Genomic DNA, 21,915 nt, shown 5'->3' on the forward strand with positions numbered 1-21,915 from the left:
CCCGGCCCCGGCGGCGCCATGACGCCTCTGCTCTAGAGCTTCTGCATGGGGACGCCCCCGATGAGCATCAGCCGGACCTTGCCCGACGCACCGAAGTCGATCGTCGCAGTGGCCCGCGGCCCACTGCCGTCGCAGGACAGCACCTTGCCGAGTCCGTACTTGTCATGGGTGACCCGGTCCCCCGGCGCCAGCTCGAGGGCGGGGGCGGACGCCTTCGCGCGGGGGATCCCGGACGACCGTCCACTCGCGGACCCGGCTCCACCTGAGCCGTACCCGCCCGAACCGTAGCCGCCCGAGCCGCCTCCGAAGCGGCGGCGCGGGACATACGAGTCGTCATCCCCGACACCGCCACCACCGGCCGGCTCCTCGCGCTGCCATTCGATCGCCTCGGTGGGGATCTCCTCCAGGAACCGCGACCCGGGATTGGTCATGGGTTGCCCCCAGGACGAGCGCATCATCGCGCGGGTCAGATACAGGCGCTTGCGGGCGCGCGTGATCCCCACGTAGGCGAGCCTGCGCTCCTCGGACAGCTCCGCCGGGTCCCCCAGCGCCCGCATGTGCGGGAAGAGTCCGTCCTCCATGCCGATGAGGAACACCACCGGGAACTCCAGCCCCTTGGCGGTGTGCAGGGTCATCAGAGTGACCTGTCCCTGATCCTCGTCCGGGATCTGGTCGGCGTCGGCGACCAACGAGACCCGCTCGAGGAACGCCGCCAGCGACCCGGGCTCCGCCAGACCCTCGTCCAACTGGGCATCCGTCTGGTCGGGCACCGCACCCGCGGCGTCCCCGGCGTCCTCGATCCCGAAGCCCTGTTCCCGCGCGGAGCGCTGCAGTGCGGCCTCCGAGGAGAACTCCCGGCCCACGCCGACGAGCTCGTTGAGGTTGTCCAGCCGGGCGGCGTCCTGCGGATCGTTGGACGCCTCCAGCTCGGCGCGGTAGCCGGTGCTCTCCAGCACGGCCTCCACCAGGGCCCCGACATCGGGCGCCGAGTCCTCCCCGGCGGCGTGGCCGCTGCCGTCCAGCCGCCCCCGCAGGTCGTCGAGCATCTGCACGAACCCGGTGACCGCCTTGACCGACCTCGTCGGCAGCAGCGACACTTTCCCCTCGGCCGCGTCCCGCAGCGCGCGGCCGAACCCGATCCCCCGCTGCTCGGCGTGGACCACTACGCACGCCTCGGCGCGGTCCCCGATCCCTCGTCGGGGGGTGTTGAGGATGCGCCGGATCGCCACCGCGTCGTCCGGGTTATTCAGCACCTTGAGGTAGGCGACGATGTCGCGCACCTCCTTGCGCTCGTAGAACCGGGTGCCGCCCACGACCTTGTAGGGCAGGCCCAGGCGGACGAACACGTCCTCGATCACGCGGGAGGAGTTGTTGGTCCGGTAGAACACGGCCACGTCGGAGTAGGAGGCCTCGCCCGAGTCGACCAGCCTGTCGATCTCCCCGGCGATGAACCTCGCCTCGTCGTGCTCGTTGTCCGCCACGTAGCCGACCAGCAGCTCGCCGGCGCCCTCGGAGGTCCACAGGTTCTTCTCCCGGCGGCCCGGGTTGCGCGAGATCACGGCGTTGGCGGCCGTGAGGATGGTCTGCGTGGAACGGTAGTTCTGCTCCAACAGGATGGAACGGGCATCGGGGTAGTCGTGCTCGAAGTCCTCGATGTTCCTGATCGTGGCCCCGCGGAACGCGTAGATCGACTGGTCGGCGTCACCGACAACGCAGAGTTCGGCCGGGGGGACGCCCACCTCGTCGTCGTCGTCGTTCCCGGCCGCCCCGCCGACGAGCGTGCGCACCAGGACGTACTGGGCGTGGTTGGTGTCCTGGTACTCGTCGACCATGACGTGGCGGAACCGCCGCCGGTAGTACGCCGAGACCTCGGGGTGGGCACGCAGCAGCGCGACCGTCTCCCCGATCAGATCGTCGAAATCGAAGGCGTTGGCCGCCTGCAACCTCGACTGGTACTCCGTGTAGACGGCCGCGACGGTCTGCCCGGTGCGGTCGGAGTCCTCCATCGCCCGGTCCATCGCCTCGGACGGCTCGCGCAACTCGTTCTTGTGGTTGGAGATGGCCGTGGCCAGCATCCGGGGGGTGAACTTCTTGACCTCGAGCTGCTGCTCCTTGGCGATCATCCCCAGCAGCCGCCGGGAGTCGTCCGAGTCGTAGATCGTGAAGTTCGAGTTCCGCGTCCCGAGCAGCGCGGACTGGGCGCGGAGGATCCGCACACAGATCGAGTGGAACGTCGCCACCCACATCCGCTCGGCGTGCGGGCCGACCAGTGTGGCGACCCTCTCGCGCATCTCGGCGGCGGCCTTGTTGGTGAACGTGATGGCCAGGATCTGCCCCGGGTGCGCGCCACCCTCGGCCAGCAGGTAAGCGATCCGCCGCGTGAGCACGCTGGTCTTGCCCGAGCCCGCGCCGGCCACGATCAACAACGGGCCGCCGCGGTGTGTGACCGCGGCGGCCTGCTGTGGGTTGAGCCCGTCCAGGAGGGGCGAGTGGGGCGTGGTCGGTCGGGCGGAAGCGTGTGCGGTGTCGGTCATCGTGGGTCCAATCTACCCACTCGGTCCGACACCCCGGGCTCAGCGTTGACCGGCCCCCGTGAACTCCTTCACCTGGGACGCCGTGGCGGTCAGGCCGGGGTCGTTGTCCAGGTAGTGGCGCGTCTCACGGACGATGAGGCCGGAGAGGACCAGGAGGCCGATGAGGTTGGGGATGGCCATGAGGCCGTTCATGACGTCGGCGAAGTTCCACACCACCTCGAGCTCGGTGACCGCCCCCACGAACACCACGCAGGTGAACACCATGCGGTACGGGATGACGCCGCGCGCGCCCACGAGCCGTTCCATGCAGCGCTCGCCGTAGTACGACCAACCGAGGATGGTGGAGAAGGCGAAGAACGCGATGGACACCGCGACCAGCTTGTCGCCCTCGGGGATCGCGGAGCCGAAGGCGTCTGCGGTCATCGTCCCGGCGCTGTCGCTGCCCTCCTGCCACACACCCGTGGTCACCAGCACCAGACCGGTGAACGTCACGACGATGATGGTGTCGATGAACGTCTGGGTCATCGACACCAGGCCCTGCCGGGTGGGGTGGGTGGTCTTGGCCGCCGCCGCCGCGATGGCGGCGGATCCCATACCGGACTCGTTGGAGAAGATGCCGCGGGCGACACCCATCTGGATGGCGTAGAGGATCGCCGAGCCGACGAAGCCGCCGACCGCCGAGGTGCCGGTGAAGGCATCCGAGAAGATCTGACCGAACGCCGACGGGATCTGGCCGGCGTTGACCACGAGCACGACGGTCCCGCCGACGAGGTAGAGCACGATCATCAGCGGCACGAACCCGGCGGTGACGCGGCCGATCGCCTTGATTCCGCCGAGGAGGACCGCGCCGGTGAGGACGAACATCACGATGCCGGTGGTGACGGGCGGGACGCCGAACGAGTTGTCCAGCTGGGTGGCCACCGCGTTGCCCTGGGTCATGTTGCCGATGCCGAAGCTGGCCAGGACGGCGAACACCGCGAACACGATGGACAGGACGAGGCCGATCCTGCCGCCGGTGCGCCCGAAGAGTTCCGCGAACCCCCGGTGCAGGTAGTACTGCGGGCCGCCGGACTGCTCGCCGCGGGCGTCGGTGACGCGGAAGCGCACACCGAGGAACGCCTCGGAGTACTTGGACGCCATGCCGACGAGCGCGGTGATCCACATCCAGAAGAGGGCACCCGGTCCGCCCAGCGCGATGGCCGTGGCGACACCGACGATGTTGCCCACACCGACGGTCGCGGCCAGGGCGGTGGTCAACGCCTGGTACTGCGAGATGTCACCCTCGCCGCCGTCGTCCTTCCGTTTCAGCAGCCCCAGCCTGAGGGCGGGGACCAACTTGCGGAACTGCAGCATCCGCAGCCGGATCGTCAGGAACAGGCCAGTGCCCAGCAGCAGCGGGATGAGGACGAACGGTCCCCAGATCACCGATCCGATGTCGGCGAGAAACGTGTTGATATCTTCCACGGGCGGAAACATTAGACGGTCATTCGTCCGGTTCGGGGCGCAGTGGGATAATTCGGTCATGAGCATCGATCCCGCCGGCACCGACGACCCGCTGTCAGAGTCCGAAATCCAGGAACTGCGATTGGAGATCGACCGCCTGGACGCCGAGATCCTCGATGCGATCGTCCGCCGCAGCGAGATCTCCAAGCGAATCGGCCGCACCCGCATGAAGTCGGGCGGCACGAAGCTCGTCCACACCCGGGAGCTCAAGGTGTACGAGCGGTTCTCCTCGCTCGGCGAGGAAGGGCAGACCCTCGCCGGCATGCTGCTGCGTCTCGGCCGGGGCCGCCTGGGCTACTAGCTGTACTGACAACCAGGGCCCCGGCTACTCTTCCGGCCCGACCCTGCCCGCCGTGGACGCGAAGCCCAGCCAGGTGTGGTGATTGTTCGCCCAGCACCATCCCACCTTGGGCGCGCCCTTGTTCTGCTTGCCGTCGCGGCCCGTCCCGCCACTGATCCACAGTGCGGGCGTCCGCGAGTCCAGCCCGCCGCCCTTCTTGGGTTTGCGTGAGCCGATGCACATGAAGCACTTCCCGGGCTCCAGTAGGTCGGGGCGCTGAAGCAGCCAGCTGATCCCCTCGGAAACGGTGAGCGGGGTACGACCCCGGACGCCCATCTCGGTGTGGGCGTCGGTGGGCGTCCAGTCCAGCATGTCGTCGTCGCGTGTCACGTCCCCCACCAGGTATAACGGGGCGTCCGGGACGTGGACGTCGTCGGTGGGCACGAACTCGGCCAGGTCGGTCATGTCGACGACGACGAAGCCCGCCTTACCGTGGCGGCGCATGAGGGTGGCCAGTCGCGCGGTGGGCACCAGGGACGGGTGGACGGCCAGCACGGACCCGCCACCGCCTTCGCTGTCGCCGGGTCCGGCAGGCAGTGCGCGGGCGTGGGCCCGCAGTTGATCGGCCGTGATTCCGGCGAGCTCGGGCACCCCGAGCTCGACGAGGCGCTCGACCTGGCGGGCGATGGGGGCTTCGGGCGGAACTCCGGGGGTCACATCGCTGGAACGGCCCGCGGCCCGCGCTTATTCCCGGTTAGCCTCGAAGCCATGACCGACATCAGCACGACGAAGCAGTGGGCAGCGGTGGAGAACCTGGTTCCGTCGATCGGCGAGGTGTCGCTGCGGGACTTGTTCGACGTCGACCCGGAGCGCGGCCGCCGGATGTCGGTCACCGCGGGCGATCTGCACGTGGACCTGTCCAAACATCTGGTCACCGACGAGATCCTGTCCGCCCTGCTCGAACTCGCCCACGCCGCCCGGCTGCCGGCGCAGCGGGCCGCGATGTTCCGGGGCGACCGCATCAACACGACCGAGGATCGCGCGGTTCTCCACACTGCGCTCCGTCTTCCGCCCGATGCCGAACTCGTCGTCGACGACCGGAACGTGGTGGCCGACGTCCACGCGGTACTCACACGCATGGCCGACTTCTCCGACCGCGTCCGCTCCGGCGAGTGGACCGGACACACGGGCGAGCGGATCGACACGGTGCTCAACATCGGCATCGGGGGCTCCGACCTTGGCCCGGTGATGGTCGACAGCGCCCTGCGGCAGTTCCGGACGGCCGGCATCAGCGCCAGGTACGTCTCCAACGTCGACCCCGCCGACCTCTCGGCCACCCTCGCGGAGATCAACCCGGCAACGACCCTGGTGGTGGTGGCGTCCAAGACGTTCACCACCCAGGAGACCATGGCCAACGCGCACGCGGCGCGCCGCCACTTCGTGGAGGCCCTCGGCTCCGAGGACGCGATCGCCTCGCACTTCGTCGCCGTCTCCACCGCCGCCGAGAAGGTCGCCGACTTCGGTATCGCGGCGGCCAACATGTTCGAGTTCTGGGACTGGGTCGGTGGACGATATTCCGTCTCCTCCGCCATCGGGCTGTCGGTGATGATCACGGTGGGGCCACCGGCGTTCATCGAACTGCTCGAGGGCTTCCACACGATGGACGAGCACTTCGCCACCGAGGCGCCCGAGCACAACGCACCGGTCCTCATGGCGCTGCTGGGGATCTGGTACACGTGCTTCCTCGGGTCGCAGTCCAAGGCCGTGATCCCCTACGCCCAGGACCTCCGACGGTTCCCGGCCTACCTGCAGCAGCTGACCATGGAGTCGCTCGGCAAGTCGGTCCGGCTTGACGGCTCCGATGTCACCTACCCCACCGGCGAGGTCTACTGGGGCGAGCCCGGCACCAACGGCCAGCACGCGTTCTTCCAGCTCCTCCACCAGGGCACCCAGCTGGTTCCCGTCGATTTCATCGGGATCGCCCGCCCGGGCACGGACCTGGACGCCCACCCCACCGACGGGTCGGACGCGGTGTCCATGCACGACCTGCTCATGGCCAACCTGTTCGCGCAGTCGCGGGTCCTGGCGTTCGGCAAGACCGAAGAGGAGGTCCTCGCCGACGGCGTCGACCCGACCCTCGCACCGCACAAGGTCATGCCCGGGAACCGGCCGTCCACCACGATCCTCGCGCCGTCCCTCTCGCCGGGCGTCCTCGGCCAGCTCATCGCCCTGTACGAGCACATCGTGTTCACCCAGGCCGCGATCCTCGGCATCAACGCGTTCGACCAGTGGGGCGTCGAGCTGGGCAAGGCCCAGGCCGGCGAGTTGCTGGGCGCCCTCACCGCCGACACCCACCCGGGCCCCACCTTCGATTCCTCCACGGACTCCCTGGTCGAGATCTACCGCGAGGCACGCGGCCGGCGCTGACGCCCGCACCGGCGCCGTCTCCCGCGCCGGCTCGTGCGCCCGGCCCGCTCAGCGGGGTGCGCCGTCCCCCTCGCGCGGGGCGCGCCACCGTGCGATTCTTGAGCATGGCCACGATCTACTGCACCGCGACGAGCCTCGACGGGTACATCGCCGACGACGACGAAAGCCTCTCCTGGCTGTTCGCCACTCCCGGAGGCGCCGCGCCGGGGTCGACTGCCGGGGCCGATGACGAGTCGGTGCCCGAGCTCCACTTCGACCGGTTCTTCGCCGGCGTCGGCTCGATCGTCTGCGGTGCGAACACCTTCGAGTGGGTCCGCCGGGATCTCACCAAGGACGGCCAGCCGTTCGTCTGGCCGTACTCCCAGCCCACCTGGGTCGTCACCCACCGGGACCTCGACCCCGTCGACGGCGTGGAATACTTCGCCGGCGGTATCGCCGACCTGCACCCCCGCCTCGTCGAGGCCGCGGAGCGGCGGGACGTCTGGGTGGTCGGCGGCGGCGACCTCGCCGGGCAGTTCGCCGACCTCGGTCTGCTCGACCGGGTGTGGATCCACCAGTGCGCGGTGGTCCTCGGCTCCGGCCGCCCCCTGCTCCCCCGTCGGCTCCGCCTCCACCGTCGTCAACTCGACACCGACGGGCAGTTCACCGCCATGCTCTTCGACGTCGTCAGCCCGGAACCGCGCGATTCGGCCTAGCTGCTCGACCCCCGGCGCGTCTCCTGTGCTCCTCCGGTGCTCCCCCGGTGCGTCGGGGGAAAACCCTTGCCTAGTCGAATGTGTGTGCGTATCATAGAACACAGATTCGACACCGGGTAGGCGGCGCACGGTCAGGGGGTGGGGCACATGGGCGGTAACGCAGACCGTTCGTCCGGCGGCTCGTTCCCGTCCGGTGGTTCGTCGTCGCCGGGCGGCAGTGCGGCCGGCGCCTCCTCGTCTTCCGCCTCGCCCTCTTCACTGTCGGGGTTGCGGGCGGCGGCGCGGGAGGGGTGGATGGGCGAGAATCGTGCGGCGGCGCGCCGGTTCGTGGCCTGCTACGAGCTGTTTGTCGAATGCCAACGCCGGGAGGAGTCCGGGGCGGGCGGCGGTGAGTGTCGGCCCGGTCATGCCGTGCTCGATCCGATCGATGTCGCGGCGGGGTACGTGGTGTCGGCGATGGCGATCTCGACGGGCCGGGCCGAACGGATGATCACCTTCGCCCTCGATCTGCACCTGCGGTATCCGGCGATCCTGTCCGCGATGGCGCAGGGGCGGCTGGATCTGCAGGCCGCGAAGATACTGGCCTCGCAGATGGCCACCGTCCACGTCGATGTGCTCGAGGCGGTGCAGCGGCAGGTCGTCGAGGAGTACCTCGCCGCGATCGAGGGCGGGGTGCGCATGGGTGAGAAAGCCATCCGCGGCAACGTCGATGCGATCATCTCCCGCTACGACGCCAACGGCATCCGCCTGCGCCGTCAGGAAGCGGCCCGCACCCGCGGGGTGCGACTGCACAAGGGCGTCGACGGCATGTCCAGCGTCTCGGCGATCCTGGCCACCGAGGAAGCCGCCGTCCTAGCCGAGGCCCTCGACCAACGCGTGAAAGACCACAAGTACGCCGACGCCCAAGCCGCCGCCAACACCCAAGCCGACACCGCCAACCCCGACACCGGCACCGGCGGCTCTGGCGAGGTCGAGGACTACTCGATCGCCGAGCGTCGCGCCGACGCCCTGATGTCCCTGGTGTGCGGCGACGCCGCCCCGGCCGGCACCCCTGCCCGCCCCGGCCGGCCGGGCGCGCCGGGTGCCGGGGTGGCGTTGCGGCCGAAGGTCACCGTCATCGCCACCGGCAACCACGCCCGCGACGCCGGCGGCGCCCGAGTGGAGTTCACCCGCACCGGCCAGGCCGCCCTGCAGGCCCTGCTGGACATGCTCGCCACCAGCGACGGAGCCACCTTCGAACCCATCGACCCGCGCATCGGCGCCGCCGATGACGCCCGCGCCGCCCTGAAATACCGGCCCGGTGCCCAGTTGGCCCGCCGGATCCGGCTACGGGACGGCACCTGCCGCCACCCCGGCTGCGCGATCCCGGCCGAGGCCTGTGATCTGGATCATGTGGTGCCGTTCGATCACGCCGACCCCCAGCGGGGCGGGCACACCATCGAGGCCAACCTCGCGGCGATGTGCCGGCGTCATCACCGGTTCAAGACCTTCTCCGACTGGATCTACGAACTGCAGCCCGACGGCACCCTGCTGGTGCGCACCTCGGACGGTTCGACCATGCTCACCCGACCCTCCGGCCCGCTGGCCGAGTACCGGCGTGAACAGGCGCGCGCCGAGACCGAGGCGTGGACCCGGCAGCCACGCCGCAGCCCCGGGCCCACCGGTGAGGAGCAGGCCGACGCGGAGCCGACGTTCTGGTCGCGCCGCGCCGCGCGCCACCGCACCGAACGCCGCAACGCCGAACGCCGCAAGGCCGAACGCGCCCGCACCTTTGACCCCGCCCCGCCCGCTCCTGGGACCGGCACGGCCGCCGGGAACGGCACAGGCACGGACGCCGCCGGCGCTACCGCCAGCGCCACCACCAGCGCCACGACCGGCGCGGCCACCGACACCACGCCCGAGAAAGCCACCCCCGCCAGCGCCACCCCCGAGAGCGCCAGCCGCTGGTGGGCCCGCAACAAACCCCACCACAGCGACATCGAAAAAGGCATCCGCGCCCTACTCCACGAACGCCTCGACGAACTCATCGACCCGCCACCCTTCTGACACCACGAGGGCCGCGCCGGGCATGACCGGCGCGGCCCTCGTCGGGGCCCGGGTGGGGCCACCAGTGGGTCAGACGAAGCGGCGGCTGACCTTCTCGGGCAGGAGCGTCAGCAGCGGGCCGATCGCCTTCCACGGCTTGGCGGGAACCAGCGCGCGGGTGGGCTCGGCGTCGATCGTCTTGACCAGCGCGTCGACGCCCTCATCGAACTCGGTCATCAACGCGGTCTTCACCGACCGGTTGATGTCCGTGCGGATATACCCCGGGAGAATGTCCGTCACCTTGATCCGGCTACCGGCACTGTCGAGCTCGGCGTACAGGCCCTGCGCCAGGGCCGAGACGAACGCCTTGGTCGCGCCGTAGGTGTTCTGCGCCTTCGGCATGCCGCGCAACGAGCTCACGGACGAGATGAACACCAGGTGCCCCTCACCTCGAGTGAAGAGCCGCTCCATCGCCGCCTCTGCCTGGTTCAGCGTGCCCACCACGTTCACCATCGCGGTCTCCCGGTTGGCGTGCGCCTTCCCCGTGCCGATCGAGGCGCCCTTGCCCAACCCGGCGTTGAGTACGAACCGGTCGATGCCGCCGAGCTCGGCGTCCAGCTCGCCGAACACCCGCTCCACGGCGTCGCCGTCAGCCACGTCGAGCTCGCGAACCGCCACCGTGATCGAGGGATTCGCCGCCAGCAGTTCGGCACGGAGCTCCTCCAGGCGGTCCAGGCGCCGCGCGCACAGCGCGAGATTCTTCCCCTGCGCGGCCCAGCGGCGGGCCATTCCCTCCCCAAGGCCAGAGCTGGCACCGGTGATCAGAATCGTCTTGCGGTCGGTCACGAGTTCTCCTCCGTTGGCGATGCGCCCAGTGTGGCACGACGCGGCTGGCAGGACGGGCAACGGTAGGCGATGCGATCCAGCGAGTCGCTCGGCTCGTCCGGGTCCGCGCGCCCGCCGAGGCGGAACGTCTCCACCTCGGTCCCGCACCGGCGGCACGCCTTGCCGTCGCGGCCGTACACCCACAGCTCGCGACCGCGCCGGGTGTCGCCGGTGGTCACCCGGACGGTGCGGTCGGCGTTGGCCACCAGCATCCGCCGCGCCAGCGTGACCATCGCACGAAGGTCCGGCACGACCTCGACGGGATCCCGCGGGTCCACCCCGCGTAGGAAACACAGTTCCGCCCGGTAGACGGTCCCTATCCCGGCCAGATTGCGCTGGTCGAGCAACGCCTCGCCGATCGTACGGGCGGGCCGCTCGCCGATCCGCCGCACGACCTCGTCAGTGCTCGTCACCGGGTCCCAGTCCGCGCCGAGGAGATCGGGCCCGAGGTGGCTGACGGCGCGGTCGGCCTCCGCGGGGGTCAGTGCGCGGAGCAGTCCGAGTTCCGTGCCCACCACCTCGACGTCGCCGGCACGCAGGAGCAGCCGGACGGTGTGTGCGGGGAACCGCCACCGGTCCCCCGCACGCAGGACGTGGATGCGGCCCTCCATTTTGAGGTGGATGTGGAGGGTGACGGGGTCACGGCCCTCATCGTCGGGGCCGACGACGACGAAGAGGTGCTTCCCCCGGGACCGGGCCGTCACCACCGACCTGCCCGTGAGATCGACGGCGGCGAACCTCGGCACACGGAGCTCGCTCCTGTCCAGGGTGCGGCCGGCGAGGGCCTCGCGGACCCGCGCCGCAGCCCGGTGCACCGAATCACCCTCGGGCACGGTTCACCACCCCAGTTCGCGGCAACCGACGACCCCGGCGGTCTCGATCTGCACCGTCACGTGCTCGATCCCGTGCTCCTCCAGGAGGACGCGCCGAGCCTCGCCGAGCACCTCTGAGTGATCTGCGACCGGGTCGACCACCAGGTGCACGGTACCCACGTCCATTCCCGAGGTCAGTGTCCACAGGTGCAGGTCATGGACCTCCTCGACGTCACGCAGGGCTCCGAGCTGGGCCTCCACCTCCACCGGATCGACGCCGACGGGTGCGTGCTGGGCGAGAACCGCGACCACCTGCCGTCCGAGCACCACCGCGCGGACCACGATGAACACGGCGATCGCCACCGCGACCACCAGGTCCCACACCGTCGACCCGGTCGCCCGCATGAGCAGCGCCGCCACGATCACCCCGACGGACCCTGCCGCATCGGCGAGCACCTCGAGGTACGCGCCACGCACTGCCAGACTCTCGTCGGACCCGCTGCGCAGCAACAGCAGCGAGATGACGTTGATGACGAGTCCCAGCGCGCCGACGACGAGCATCGTCCCGGTGGCGACGGAGGCGTCGGAGCCGAGCCGACCGACGGCCTCGATCAGGACGTACACGCCCATGCCGAGCATGATGAGCACCGCCAGGCCGGAGGCGAAGATCTCCACGCGGTAGTGGCCGAACGTCCGGCGGCCTGATGCGTCGGGCCGGGTGGCGACCACCGTGGCCAGGAGGGCCGCGCCGAGTGCCACCACGTCCGCGCCCATGTGGCCGGCGTCGGAGAGGAGGGCGAGGGAGCCGGAGACCAGGCCGGCGACCAGTTCGACCCCGAAGAACGCCGCCGTCAGGGCGAACGCACCCCCGAGGCGCGCCCGGTATCGCCCACCGGCGTGGCCGGAGGGACGACCATGGGAATGGCCCGCACCCATTCGACAACACCCCTTCCGACACATGCACTAATGCGCATACTCTAACTATTCGCCGTGGCCGACTCAAGATGTGGATGTTCAGCGGCGGATCCGCAGCCCCTTGGGAGTGATGCCGAAACCGGCGGCTTCGAACGCCGCGGCATGGGGCGAGGTGTGGACGGGCTCGCCCCCGAGCGTGGTGACGGTGAGCGCGCCGACCGCGCCGGACTTCACGGTTCCGGCGAGCGCCGTCGCAGCGGCCGGGACGGCACCGGCGCGGTTGTCGAGGACCAGGACGGTTCGCCCGCCACGTTCGACGAACAGCACACACACGCCGTCGACCAGCACCACCAGAGCTCCCGCCTTGCGGCCGGGGCGGTGTCCGGACCCGTTCCCCGTCCCCTCGCCGCCCATGTCCCCGTCGCTGCGGGCGCGTGCGGCGGGCCAGGGCAGGGCCGCCCCGTAGGGGTTGGCGGGGTCGGTCGCGGCGAGGACCCGAACGGCGGGCTCGTCCGCACCGGATGGCCAGTGGGCGTCGTCGGCGGTGTCGTCGAAGGTCCGCAGCCGATCGATGGTGTTGCCGGCGGCGAACTGGGCGGCACCGAGGCCGTCGACGAAATACCCGCGCCGACAGCGGCCCGAGTCCTCCATCTGCGCCAGTACCTTGTACACGGCCGCGAACCCGCCGGGGATCTCCTCGGCCTCCACCGCGCCCCGCGTGACCACACCATGACGCAGTAGCAGAGTCTCGGCCCAGGCGTGGGCCCGCAGCGTCGCGTCGGTGACCGGCTCCGGCACCAGCGACCAGCGGCCGGCGAGCAGGGGCGGCGTCCTCGTACCCGCGGCGACGGCGCCGTTCAGTTGGGCCATGGTCGTCCTGCCCAGCCGGGCACGGCGCGGTCGGGCGGAGGACCTGGGCGAACGATGCGCGGTCCCCGACCCCGAGGATCCGCCGCCGGCCAGCACTGCGCGCAGCGGCGCGAAGGTGTCATTGGTGACCGCTCCGTCCCACACCAGATCCCACAGTGCGTCGCGGACCGCGGCCTCGGTGATGGTGAGCACGGGGTCGGTGGGCACGGGGTCTGTAGGCGCGGTGTCGGTGGGCACGGTGTCGGCCGCGTCTTTCACCTTGGCGACGATGTCGCGGAAGAACAGGGCGCCGCCGCGCAGGGAATCGACGACGGCGAGGTGGACCGGCCCCTCCGGCTGCGGTCGATCGAGGGGCAGGGTCGCACCGGCCGAATCCGCCGGGTGCAGGGAGACCCAGCCGTCGCGTGAGCCCGCCCGACCGCGCCCGCTCCAGATGACCTCTCCCCCGGCCAGGAGTTCGTCGAGCATCGTCGGCGAGTAGTCCCGCACCCGGGGCTCCAGGATCAGCGGTTCGAGAGCGGAGGCGGGCAGCGCGAGGCCGTCGAGTTGCTCGATCACGGCGAGAACCCCGTCCACGCCTGACTCGGCGCCTGACTCGGCGCCGGCCGCTGTGCCCGCACCTGCTCCGCTGCCGAGGCTCTGCCAGCCGGGCAGGAAGCGACCCAGCGCGGAGTGCGAGACCGGCTCGATCTGCGAGCGCAGTGCGGCCAGCGAGCGGCGGCGGATGTGCCGCAGGACCTCGGCGTCGCACCACTCGGGGCCCGTCGCGCCCGGACGGAACTCACCGGCCAACAGCACCCCGGAGGAGGTGAGCCGATCGAGAACGCCGCGGGCGACGGCCACCCCGAGCCCGAAACGCTCGGCGACCGCGTCGACGGTGAACGGGCCGTGGGTGCGCGCATAGCGCCGGATGAGCTCACCGAGCGGGTCGGGGACATCGCCGAGGAACGCCGACGGCACCCCGGGCGGCGGCGGGACACCCAGTCCATCGCGGAGCCTGGACACGTCTTCGACGCCGGCCCACCACGTCCGGCCGGAATGCTCGACGGTGACCACGCGCCACGCATCGGCCAGGGAGGCGAGCCAGGCGGGAGCGGCGTCGGGGTCGGTGGACCGGGCCGCGACCTCCTCGGCCGTGAGCGGGCCCAGCAGGCGCAGGAGATCGACCACGGCCTCGGCGTCGCGGGCGGCGCGATCGGGCTCGAGGTGCTGCAGCCGCCGTTCGATCGAGTCCAGGACCTCGATGTCGAGCAGCTCGCGCAACTCGACGCGACCGAGGAGCTGCCCGAGCAGCGACGGGTCGATCGCGAGCGCCGCCGCCCGCTTCTCCGCCAACGGCGAGTCGCCCTCGTAGAGGAACGCCCCGACGTAGTCGAACAGCAGCGACTGCGCGAACGGCGAGGCACTGGGTGTGTCCACCTCGACGATCCGCACAGTGCGCGACTCGATCTCGGTCAGGATCCGCTCGAGCGCCGGGACGTCGTAGACGTCCTGCAGACACTCGCGCACCGCCTCGAGGATCATCGGGAAGTCCGGGTAGCGGCGCGCGACGTCGAGCAGCTGCGCCGACTTCTGCCGCTGCTGCCACAATGGCGCCCGCCGGCCGGGGTCGAGCCGGGGGAACAGCAGGGCGCGCGCCGAACACTCACGGAAGCGGGAGGCGAACAGTGCGGACCCGCCCACGTGCCGGGTGACCAGGTCCACCGCCTCCTCGGCCCCGATGGCGAACGTCTCGGCTCCCGGGCGTGCGCCCACCTCGCCGTCGTCGCCCATGTCCGGTACCCGGAGGATGATGCCGTCGTCGGACACCACCGGCACCGCGTCGAATCCGTGCGCGGCGGCGAGCCGGGCGCGCACGGCCTCCGCCCACGGCCAGTGCACCCGCGCCCCGAACGGCGAGTGGAGAACCACCCGCCAGTCGCCGACCTCGTCGCGGAAACGCTCCACGACGAGCGTGGTGTCGCTGGGTACATGACCGGTGGCCTCGCGCTGTTCGGACAGGAAGCGCCGGAGATTGGTGGCGGAGTTGGCATCGAGGCCGGCGGCGTCCAGCCGGGCGGTGGCCTCCGCGTCCGTGCCGCCCGCGACCTCCCGCAGGAAGCCGCCCAGCGCGCGGCCGAGCTCGGCGGGCCGACCCTGGTCGTCACCGAGCCAGAACGGCAGCCGACCGGTGCCGCCGGGCGCGGGGGTGACCAGCACCCGGTCATGGGTGATCTCCTCGACGCGCCAGCTCGAGGCCCCGAGCGCGAACACGTCACCGACGCGGGACTCGTAGACCATCTCCTCGTCCAGCTCCCCGACACGGGTGGCCTTCTCCCCCACCATGAACACGCCGAACAGTCCGCGGTCCGGGATCGTGCCGCCCGAGGTGACGGCCAGCCGCTGGGCGCCGGGGCGGCCGGTGAGCGTCCCCGCGTCGCGGTCCCAGACCAACCGTGGCCGCAATTCCGCGAAGTCCGCCGACGGGTACTTACCGGCGAGCATGTCGAGCGTGGCCTCGAACGCCGACCGCGGCAGCCCCTGGTACGGGGCCGTGCGCCGGACGGCCGAGAACCACTCCTCCACGTCGATCGGCTCCAGCGCACACGCCGCCACCGTCTGCTGGGCCAGGACGTCGAGAGGGTTGGCGACAACCGACAACTCCTCGATCGCACCGGCGAGCATCCGCTCCACGGTCACCGCGCTGTGGACCAGGTCCGCACGGTGCTTGGGGAACACCACCGCCCGGGAGACCTCACCGACCTGGTGACCGGCACGGCCGACGCGCTGCAGCCCCGACGCCACCGACGGCGGTGACTCGACCTGCACCACCAGGTCCACCGACCCCATGTCGATGCCCAACTCGAGGGACGAGGTGGCCACCACCGCCCGGAGCCGGCCCGACTTCAACGCGTCCTCGATGAGCGCCCGGCGCTCCTTGGACACCGACCCGTGGTGCGCCATCGCCAACTCCGGCGGTGCGCCCCGCGTGACCTCCGAGGGCACCATCACCTGCGCTGGCGGTCGGGCCGGGGGCTCGGGCAGGGACCCGGGGTCGGTGTCCTCGGCGTAGATCTCGTTGAGGCGGGCGGTGAGCCGTTCGGCCAGGCGACGGGAGTTGACGAAGACGATCGTCGAGCGGTGCGCGGTGACCAGGTCCACCACCTGCCGCTCGACGTGCGGCCAGATCGACCCCTGCCCCGGCGTGCCCGGTGGCGCGGAGACATCCGGGGCGGCCGAGGACAGGTCGGTCATGTCCTCCACCGGGACCCGGACGGACAGCTCGAAGCTCTTGTCCGACCGCGGTGCCACCACGGTGACCGGGCGCTCACCCGCCAGGAAGCGGGCCACCTCGGAGTGCGGCCGGACCGTCGCCGACAACCCCACCCGCTGCGCGGGCGCGTCGAGCAGCTCGTCCAGACGCTCGAGGCTCAGCGCGAGGTGCGCGCCGCGCTTGCTGCCGGCGACCGCGTGGATCTCGTCGATGATGACCGTGTCCACGTCCGTCAGGGTCTCGCGGGCGGCCGAGGTCAGCAGCAGGAACAATGACTCGGGCGTGGTGACCAGGATGTGCGGTGGCCTGGCCCGCTGGCGGCGTCGCTCGTCCGGCGGGGTGTCACCGGTCCGGATCCCCACGGTCACCTCCGGCGTCTCCGTGCCCAGCGCCGCGGCCTCCCGGGCGATCCCCGCGAGTGGCGCCCGGAGATTGCGCTCGACGTCCACGGCCAGCGCCTTGAGGGGGGAGATGTAGAGGACACGGGTGCCGTGGCCGGACGCGCGGGCACTCCCGGCGGCACTGCCCGGGTCGGGTTCGGCCGGCCCCAGGAGCAGTCCGTCGAGCGCGGCGAGGAACGCCGACAGCGTCTTGCCCGAGCCCGTCGGCGCGACGACCAGGGTGTGGGCGCCGCCCGCGAGGGCCGCCCACGCGCCGGACTGCGCGGCGGTGGGCGCGCCGAACGCACCACGGAACCAGGAGGCGGTGGCCGGGTGGAACCGGTCCAGGGCGACGGACATGAACACATGATGTCGTACGGCTACGACACACGCCGTGACACGGACGTGGCTCCGTAGAGTGTGCCCATGCGCGATCTCGACGACCACGACCTGGCTTCCCACCTCGCCACCGGCATCGGGGACATCGTCCGGGGCACCCGCGCGGGCGGCCTGCTGCACGGACGTTCGCTCGCGCGTGTGGCGAACGACGTCGCCGAGGACTGGACCGGCGAGGTACTCGCCGTGCACCGACCGGACGACGGGATCCTCTCGGAGGGGGTCGCCGACGATCGCAGCCGCCTCGCCAAGTCACGGGTGTGGATCATCGACGTGATCGACGGCACCAAGGAGTTCTCCACCGGCCGGTCGGACTGGTCGGTGCACGTCGCGCTCGTCGTCGACGGCCGGCCCACCGTCGCCGCGGTCGGGCTCCCGGACGCGGGCCGGGTGTTCCGGTCGGACCAGGTCGACTACGTCGACGGCCCGAGTTCGGGGGCCATGGTGATCAGTCGCAACAACCCGCCCGCCGGGATCCACGAGGTCGCCGACGAGCTCGGGTTGCACGTGCGGCCGATGGGGTCGGCCGGCGCCAAGATGCTCTCCGTCCTACTCGGCGACGCCGACGTCTACCTCCACGCCGGCGGGCAGAACGAGTGGGACCAGGCGGCGCCCGTCGGCGTGGCGCTCGCCGCCGGGCTGCACGCCTCCCGGATCGACGGGTCGCCCCTCGAGTTCAACAAGTCCGACACCTACTCCCCGGACATCCTCGTGTGCCGCCCCGACCTCACGGAGAAGGTGCTCGCCGTCACGGCGGGGCACCCGGTCTGGACGGCGTGACCGGCCCGCCTGAGTAGACTTGAGCCCCATGACCGTCCCCACCCCGTACGAGGACCTGCTCCGGTTGGTCTCGGAGCAGGGCACCCCCAAGGCGGACCGCACCGGCACGGGCACACGCAGCCTGTTCGGCCACCAGCTGCGCTACGACCTGGCGCAGGGGTTTCCGCTGATCACCACCAAGCGCGTGCACTTCAAGTCAGTGGCCTACGAGCTGCTGTGGTTCCTGCGCGGCGACTCGAACATCGGGTGGCTGCGCGAGAACGGTGTGACGATCTGGGACGAGTGGGCGGACTCCGACGGCGAGCTGGGGCCCGTCTACGGGGTGCAGTGGCGCTCGTGGCCGACCCCCGACGGCGCTCACATCGACCAGATCGCCGCGGCGGTGGAGTTGCTGAGGACCGACCCGGACTCGCGGCGCAACATCGTCTCCGCGTGGAATGTCAGCGAGTTGTCGGCGATGGCCCTGCCGCCCTGCCACCTGCTGTTCCAGTTCTACGTGGCCGACGGCAAGCTCAGCTGTCAGCTGTACCAGCGCAGCGCCGACCTCTTCCTGGGCGTGCCGTTCAACATCGCCTCCTATTCCTTGCTCACCCACATGGTGGCGCAGCAGGTGGGGCTCGAGGTGGGCGAGTTCATCTGGACCGGCGGCGACTGCCACATCTACGACAACCACGTCGAGCAGGTCCGCACACAGCTCTCGCGGGAGCCGTACCCCTACCCCGAGCTGCGACTGAACCGCGCCCCGTCGATCTTCGACTACACCTTCGAGGACTTCGAGGTCAGCGGCTACGAGCACCACCCGGGCATCAAGGCCCCGGTCGCGGTCTGATCCGGCGGACGACTGCGGTGACCGTGCGGATGGTGTGGGCGCAGGCCCGCGGCGGGGTGATCGGTGACGGCCGAGACATGCCGTGGCACATCCCCGAGGACCTCGCGTTCTTCAAGCAGGCCACCGTCGGGCGTCCCGTGGTGATGGGCCGCGCGACGTGGGAGTCGATCCCGGAGCGGTTCCGCCCCCTGCCCGGCCGTCGCAACGTCGTGTGCACGCGGGACGCCGACTGGTCGGCCGACGGCGCCGAACGCGCCGGGTCCGTGGAGCGCGCCCTGGAACTCGCGGGCCCGGAGGCCGCGGTGATGGGCGGCGGCCAGATCTACGCCGCGGCGCTGTCCGCCGCCGACGAGTGCCTGGTCACCGAGATCGACGCCGACGCGCCGGGCACCGTGCTGGCGCCCGAACTGGACGATGCCTGGGAACTGGTCGAGGTCGGTGACTGGATCACCGATCCCCGGAGTCGGGTGGAGGGGTACGACGACGAGGTGCGGCACCGGCACACCGTGTGGCGTCGCCGGAGAATCTCCTAGAACCACTTCCAGGTCTTGGGGATCTTCTCCCCCGCGGCGAGGATCTTGATCTTCGCGCCCGCCATGAACCCGTTGATCTCGATGTCCAGGTGGGGACCGCCGTGGACGTCGTAGCGCCCCTCGTCGATCTTCAGCTCGCTCATGGTCCGGTTGCCGGTGATCGACACCGAGACCCCGGGCGGGAGAAGGATCTTGGCGTTGGCGCCCCACAGATCCAGTTGGAGGTGGGTGCGCGGGCGGTCGACGACGGCCTCTCGGGCGTCGAGGTAGATCTCACCCAGCCACGACGTCAGTCGGTAGTCGTCCGGCAGCATCCAGCGGCCCTCGCGCTTGAGGGTGTCGAAGACGGAGGTCCTCTTCTGGCTCTCGTCCACGGTGATCGCGCTGCCGGGACGGGTGGCCGGCGGCGCGGAATGCACCGGGCCGACCGGCGCCGGTCGGGCGTGCTGTGCCGGGCCGGGCCGGTCGGCGGGGAGACCGCTCAGCGCCACCTCGAGTTCGGCGGGGCAGGTCGCGGCCCAGATCTTGGCCGCGCGGTCCGAGAACTCGGCGAGCGACAACTCACCTCGCCCCACCATCGCCTCGAGGCGCCGCTGGGCAAGGGTCCGTGGGTCGTTGTCCTGCTCCGGGTTCATGCCCCCAGGTTACTCAGCGCGTGAGGTCCTTCATCATCGAGCGCATGTCGGTGGTCAGTTCGTCGGCGAGGTCCTGCAGGCCACCGGAGATGACCTGCGAGAGGAGATCCGGGTTCTGGGCCTCGATCACGCAGCCGCCGCCGGACTCGCGGATCACCACATTGCACGGGATCATCAGGGCGACGTCCTTGCTCACGTCGAACGCTTTACCCGCGAACCCGGGATTGCAGGCGCCGAGGATGAGGACACGCTCGATGTCCTTGTCGATCTTGTTCTTCAGGGTGGCCGTGAGGTCGATCTCGTGGAGGATCCCGAACCCGCGGTCGGCGAGCGCGGCCCGGGTCGCCTCCACCGCCTCGTCGAACTCCATCTCGGTGAACGTGCCGATTCCGATGTCCATGTCGACTACCTCCGGTGTTGTCGGTTCTGGTGTTGTCGGTTCTGGTCTCCGGTGTCGTCACCCAGCCTGCCACGGGGCCGGCCGGTGGTCAGGCGAGCGAGAGGAACAGCTTCTCGAGCTCGGGCAGGTCGACCCCGTCCGCGCCGGGTTCGCCGTCGCGGGTGATGCACTCCTGGATGTTCTCGCTGATGATCTTGAACCCCGCACGGTCCAGTGCCTTGGACACCGCCGCGAGTTGGGTGACGATCTCCTTGCACGAGCGTTCCTGCTCGACCATGTCGATCACCGCGTTGAGCTGGCCGCGCGCGCGGCGCAGCCGGTTGAGGACCTGCTGCCTGGGCTCGGACACGGCTTTTGGGGACACGGTTTTTACGGACACAGCTTTGTCGGACACTGCTTTGTCGGACACAGCCCGCTCGGTTGCTGACATCGTCGCCCCTCTCGTGGGTCACTGATGGTCTCGGATGGTGAAGGCGGACTGACGCGAGACCCCCGTGGGTCCACCGGATGTCTCCAGTGTACCCGCGGGGGTATATTTTCGCGAGTGCCGGTTTCTGCCGGCCCAGCTGACGGTCAGTCGTCGTGGACGATAATGCCGCGGACCATGCCCTCGCCGCCGCGCTCCATGATCTCGTAGCCCTCGTTCACCTGGTCGAGGGTGAACCGGTGGGTGATGAGCTCGTCCAGCTTGAGCTGCTTCTCGTCCCACAGGCGCAGGATGTTGGGGATGTCGTGGAAGGCGTTGGCGGAGCCGAAGAGCGAGCCCTTGATGACCTTCTCGTACTGCGAGACGAACAGGCCGGGCAGGGAGATCGACTGGTTGTCGAGGCCGCCCATCGAGGTGAGCACGACGACGCCGCGCTTGCCGACCATGTCGGTCGCGTCGGCGGTGACCTTCGCGTCGGCCACGCCGATGGTGATGATGGCCTTCTCCGCCATCGTGCCCCAGGTCAGGCCCGGCAGCTCGGCCTTGGCCTCGTCGACGTCCGTGTAGACGTGGGTGGCGCCGAACTCCTTGGCCTTGGCCAGCTTCGACTCGTCGGTGTCGATGGCGAGGATGAACCGGGCGCCCGCGCGCTTGGCACCCTGGATGGCGTTGATGCCGATGCCACCGATGCCGAAGACGACGACGGTGTCGCCGGCCCGGACGTCGGCGGAGTAGACGGCGGAACCCCAGCCGGTGGTGACTCCGCAGCCCACCAGGGCCGCGACCTCAAAGGGGATCCAGTCCTGGACCTTGACCACCGAGTTCATGTTGGCCACGGTGTACTGCGAGAACGTACCCAGGGTGCACATGGCACCGGCGGTCTCGCCGTTGTCCAGCTTGAACGGGTAGCGGCCGTCGGCCATCTCACCGATGGTGCCGTTGAGGCCGCCGTCGCAGAGGTTGGTCATCCCGCGCGCGCAGGCCGAACACTTGCCACAGGCGGGGATGAACGACCCCACCACGTGGTCGCCGGGCTGGACGTGGGTGACGCCGTCACCGACCGCCTCGACGACGCCCGCACCCTCGTGGCCACCGACGATCGGCAGGCGACCCGGCAGGTCACCGCTGGTGATGTGCAGGTCCGAGTGGCAGAGGCCGGCGACCTTCCACTTGACGAGCACCTCGCCGAAGTTGGGTCCGTCGAGCTCGGCCTCGACGATCTCGAACGGCTTGCCGAGCTCTCGGGCGATCGCGGCCTTGGTCTTCATTGAACTCCCTCCGGGCGCGACGGGGCGAAGCCCGCCACTGGAACGTGTTCTAGCAACGTTAGCCCCAT

General features: G+C 70.5%; 18 protein-coding genes. 7 read left to right on the plus strand and 11 right to left on the minus strand.

The genetic code is table 11. The features are described 5' to 3' along the window. Positions 1–32: 32 nt before the first annotated feature. The gene (locus AB5G72_RS12260) at positions 33–2,534 is read right to left on the minus strand and encodes a UvrD-helicase domain-containing protein (protein ID WP_440219978.1); all 2,502 of its coding nucleotides are present in this window, start codon (positions 2,532–2,534) and stop codon (positions 33–35) included. 39 nt (positions 2,535–2,573) lie between these two features. Further along, positions 2,574–3,998 carry an alanine/glycine:cation symporter family protein gene (locus AB5G72_RS12265; protein WP_440219979.1) on the minus strand — a complete coding sequence of 475 codons (1,425 nt, stop codon included), beginning with the start codon at positions 3,996–3,998 and terminating at the stop codon, positions 2,574–2,576. A 58-nt stretch (positions 3,999–4,056) separates the two neighbouring features. On the opposite strand from AB5G72_RS12265, the gene AB5G72_RS12270 reads away from it, so the two are divergent. After that, positions 4,057–4,338, plus strand: a complete 282-nt coding sequence (locus tag AB5G72_RS12270) for a chorismate mutase (RefSeq protein ID WP_069388780.1) — start codon at positions 4,057–4,059, stop codon at positions 4,336–4,338. Between the two features lie 24 nt (positions 4,339–4,362). Here the strand turns inward: AB5G72_RS12270 and AB5G72_RS12275 are convergent, their stop codons facing one another. Next, positions 4,363–5,034: a DUF5701 family protein gene (locus AB5G72_RS12275; protein ID WP_119192003.1), complete on the minus strand. Its 672-nt coding sequence runs from the start codon at positions 5,032–5,034 to the stop codon at positions 4,363–4,365. 51 nt (positions 5,035–5,085) lie between these two features. Here AB5G72_RS12275 and pgi point away from each other — a divergent pair, with 51 nt between their 5' ends. From pgi to AB5G72_RS12290, 3 genes are all read left to right on the plus strand, one after another. After that, positions 5,086–6,744 (plus strand): glucose-6-phosphate isomerase, encoded by a 1,659-nt coding sequence (gene pgi, locus AB5G72_RS12280; RefSeq protein ID WP_440219980.1) that lies wholly within the window; start codon positions 5,086–5,088, stop codon positions 6,742–6,744. A 104-nt stretch (positions 6,745–6,848) separates the two neighbouring features. Beyond that, the gene (locus tag AB5G72_RS12285; protein ID WP_440221495.1) at positions 6,849–7,439 is read left to right on the plus strand and encodes a dihydrofolate reductase family protein; all 591 of its coding nucleotides are present in this window, start codon (positions 6,849–6,851) and stop codon (positions 7,437–7,439) included. 294 nt (positions 7,440–7,733) lie between these two features. Then, positions 7,734–9,485 (plus strand): DUF222 domain-containing protein, encoded by a 1,752-nt coding sequence (locus AB5G72_RS12290; RefSeq protein ID WP_440219982.1) that lies wholly within the window; start codon positions 7,734–7,736, stop codon positions 9,483–9,485. A 69-nt stretch (positions 9,486–9,554) separates the two neighbouring features. Here AB5G72_RS12290 and AB5G72_RS12295 read toward each other — a convergent pair whose 3' ends face one another. The 4 genes from AB5G72_RS12295 to AB5G72_RS12310 form a co-directional block, all read right to left on the minus strand. Further along, on the minus strand, positions 9,555–10,310 hold the full coding sequence (locus AB5G72_RS12295) for an SDR family oxidoreductase (RefSeq protein ID WP_132061553.1): 756 nt from the start codon (positions 10,308–10,310) through the stop codon (positions 9,555–9,557). Next, positions 10,307–11,182, minus strand: a complete 876-nt coding sequence (locus AB5G72_RS12300; RefSeq protein ID WP_185950199.1) for a DNA-formamidopyrimidine glycosylase family protein — start codon at positions 11,180–11,182, stop codon at positions 10,307–10,309. Before AB5G72_RS12300 ends, AB5G72_RS12295 begins: the two co-directional genes overlap by 4 nt. A gap of 3 nt (positions 11,183–11,185) precedes the next feature. Further along, entirely contained in the window at positions 11,186–12,097 is a 912-nt protein-coding gene (locus AB5G72_RS12305; RefSeq protein ID WP_440219983.1) for a cation diffusion facilitator family transporter, read from the minus strand. Between the two features lie 78 nt (positions 12,098–12,175). Continuing rightward, on the minus strand, positions 12,176–16,939 hold the full coding sequence (locus AB5G72_RS12310; RefSeq protein ID WP_440219984.1) for an ATP-dependent helicase: 4,764 nt from the start codon (positions 16,937–16,939) through the stop codon (positions 12,176–12,178). Between the two features lie 66 nt (positions 16,940–17,005). On the opposite strand from AB5G72_RS12310, the gene AB5G72_RS12315 reads away from it, so the two are divergent. The 3 genes from AB5G72_RS12315 to AB5G72_RS12325 are packed head-to-tail and all read left to right on the plus strand — an operon-like array spanning position 17,006 to position 19,117. Then, positions 17,006–17,755 carry a 3'(2'),5'-bisphosphate nucleotidase CysQ gene (locus AB5G72_RS12315; RefSeq protein WP_366221725.1) on the plus strand — a complete coding sequence of 250 codons (750 nt, stop codon included), beginning with the start codon at positions 17,006–17,008 and terminating at the stop codon, positions 17,753–17,755. 28 nt (positions 17,756–17,783) lie between these two features. Next, the gene (locus tag AB5G72_RS12320; protein ID WP_440219985.1) at positions 17,784–18,584 is read left to right on the plus strand and encodes a thymidylate synthase; all 801 of its coding nucleotides are present in this window, start codon (positions 17,784–17,786) and stop codon (positions 18,582–18,584) included. A 17-nt stretch (positions 18,585–18,601) separates the two neighbouring features. Beyond that, complete coding sequence (locus AB5G72_RS12325; protein ID WP_440219986.1) at positions 18,602–19,117, plus strand: dihydrofolate reductase; 516 nt, start codon at positions 18,602–18,604, stop codon at positions 19,115–19,117. Here the strand turns inward: AB5G72_RS12325 and AB5G72_RS12330 are convergent. From AB5G72_RS12330 to AB5G72_RS12345, 4 genes are all read right to left on the minus strand, one after another. Further along, positions 19,114–19,752 (minus strand): DUF1707 SHOCT-like domain-containing protein, encoded by a 639-nt coding sequence (locus AB5G72_RS12330; RefSeq protein ID WP_182635276.1) that lies wholly within the window; start codon positions 19,750–19,752, stop codon positions 19,114–19,116. The genes AB5G72_RS12325 and AB5G72_RS12330 overlap by 4 nt on opposite strands. Before the next feature lie 13 nt (positions 19,753–19,765). Next, the gene (locus AB5G72_RS12335; protein WP_007631133.1) at positions 19,766–20,152 is read right to left on the minus strand and encodes a DUF302 domain-containing protein; all 387 of its coding nucleotides are present in this window, start codon (positions 20,150–20,152) and stop codon (positions 19,766–19,768) included. A gap of 88 nt (positions 20,153–20,240) precedes the next feature. Then, the gene (locus AB5G72_RS12340) at positions 20,241–20,501 is read right to left on the minus strand and encodes a metal-sensitive transcriptional regulator (protein ID WP_007631132.1); all 261 of its coding nucleotides are present in this window, start codon (positions 20,499–20,501) and stop codon (positions 20,241–20,243) included. Between the two features lie 224 nt (positions 20,502–20,725). Beyond that, complete coding sequence (locus AB5G72_RS12345; protein ID WP_440219987.1) at positions 20,726–21,847, minus strand: NDMA-dependent alcohol dehydrogenase; 1,122 nt, start codon at positions 21,845–21,847, stop codon at positions 20,726–20,728. Positions 21,848–21,915 lie beyond the last annotated feature (68 nt).

The sequence above is a fragment of the Dietzia sp. MNB45 genome (assembly GCF_051994785.1).
Lineage (GTDB): Bacteria > Actinomycetota > Actinomycetes > Mycobacteriales > Mycobacteriaceae > Dietzia > Dietzia kunjamensis.

Bases quoted from the DNA above. Each gene is read 5' to 3' on its own strand.
- AB5G72_RS12260 (WP_440219978.1), bottom strand. From the start codon at position 2,534: ATGACCGACACCGCACACGCTTCCGCCCGACCGACCACGCCCCACTCG.
- AB5G72_RS12270 (WP_069388780.1), top strand. From the start codon at position 4,057: ATGAGCATCGATCCCGCCGGCACCGACGACCCGCTGTCAGAGTCCGAA.
- pgi (WP_440219980.1), top strand. From the start codon at position 5,086: ATGACCGACATCAGCACGACGAAGCAGTGGGCAGCGGTGGAGAACCTG.
- AB5G72_RS12285 (WP_440221495.1), top strand. From the start codon at position 6,849: ATGGCCACGATCTACTGCACCGCGACGAGCCTCGACGGGTACATCGCC.
- AB5G72_RS12290 (WP_440219982.1), top strand. From the start codon at position 7,734: ATGGGCGAGAATCGTGCGGCGGCGCGCCGGTTCGTGGCCTGCTACGAG.
- AB5G72_RS12305 (WP_440219983.1), bottom strand. From the start codon at position 12,097: ATGGGTGCGGGCCATTCCCATGGTCGTCCCTCCGGCCACGCCGGTGGG.
- AB5G72_RS12310 (WP_440219984.1), bottom strand. From the start codon at position 16,939: ATGTCCGTCGCCCTGGACCGGTTCCACCCGGCCACCGCCTCCTGGTTC.
- AB5G72_RS12315 (WP_366221725.1), top strand. From the start codon at position 17,006: ATGCGCGATCTCGACGACCACGACCTGGCTTCCCACCTCGCCACCGGC.
- AB5G72_RS12320 (WP_440219985.1), top strand. From the start codon at position 17,784: ATGACCGTCCCCACCCCGTACGAGGACCTGCTCCGGTTGGTCTCGGAG.
- AB5G72_RS12330 (WP_182635276.1), bottom strand. From the start codon at position 19,752: ATGAACCCGGAGCAGGACAACGACCCACGGACCCTTGCCCAGCGGCGC.
- AB5G72_RS12335 (WP_007631133.1), bottom strand. From the start codon at position 20,152: ATGGACATCGGAATCGGCACGTTCACCGAGATGGAGTTCGACGAGGCG.
- AB5G72_RS12345 (WP_440219987.1), bottom strand. From the start codon at position 21,847: ATGAAGACCAAGGCCGCGATCGCCCGAGAGCTCGGCAAGCCGTTCGAG.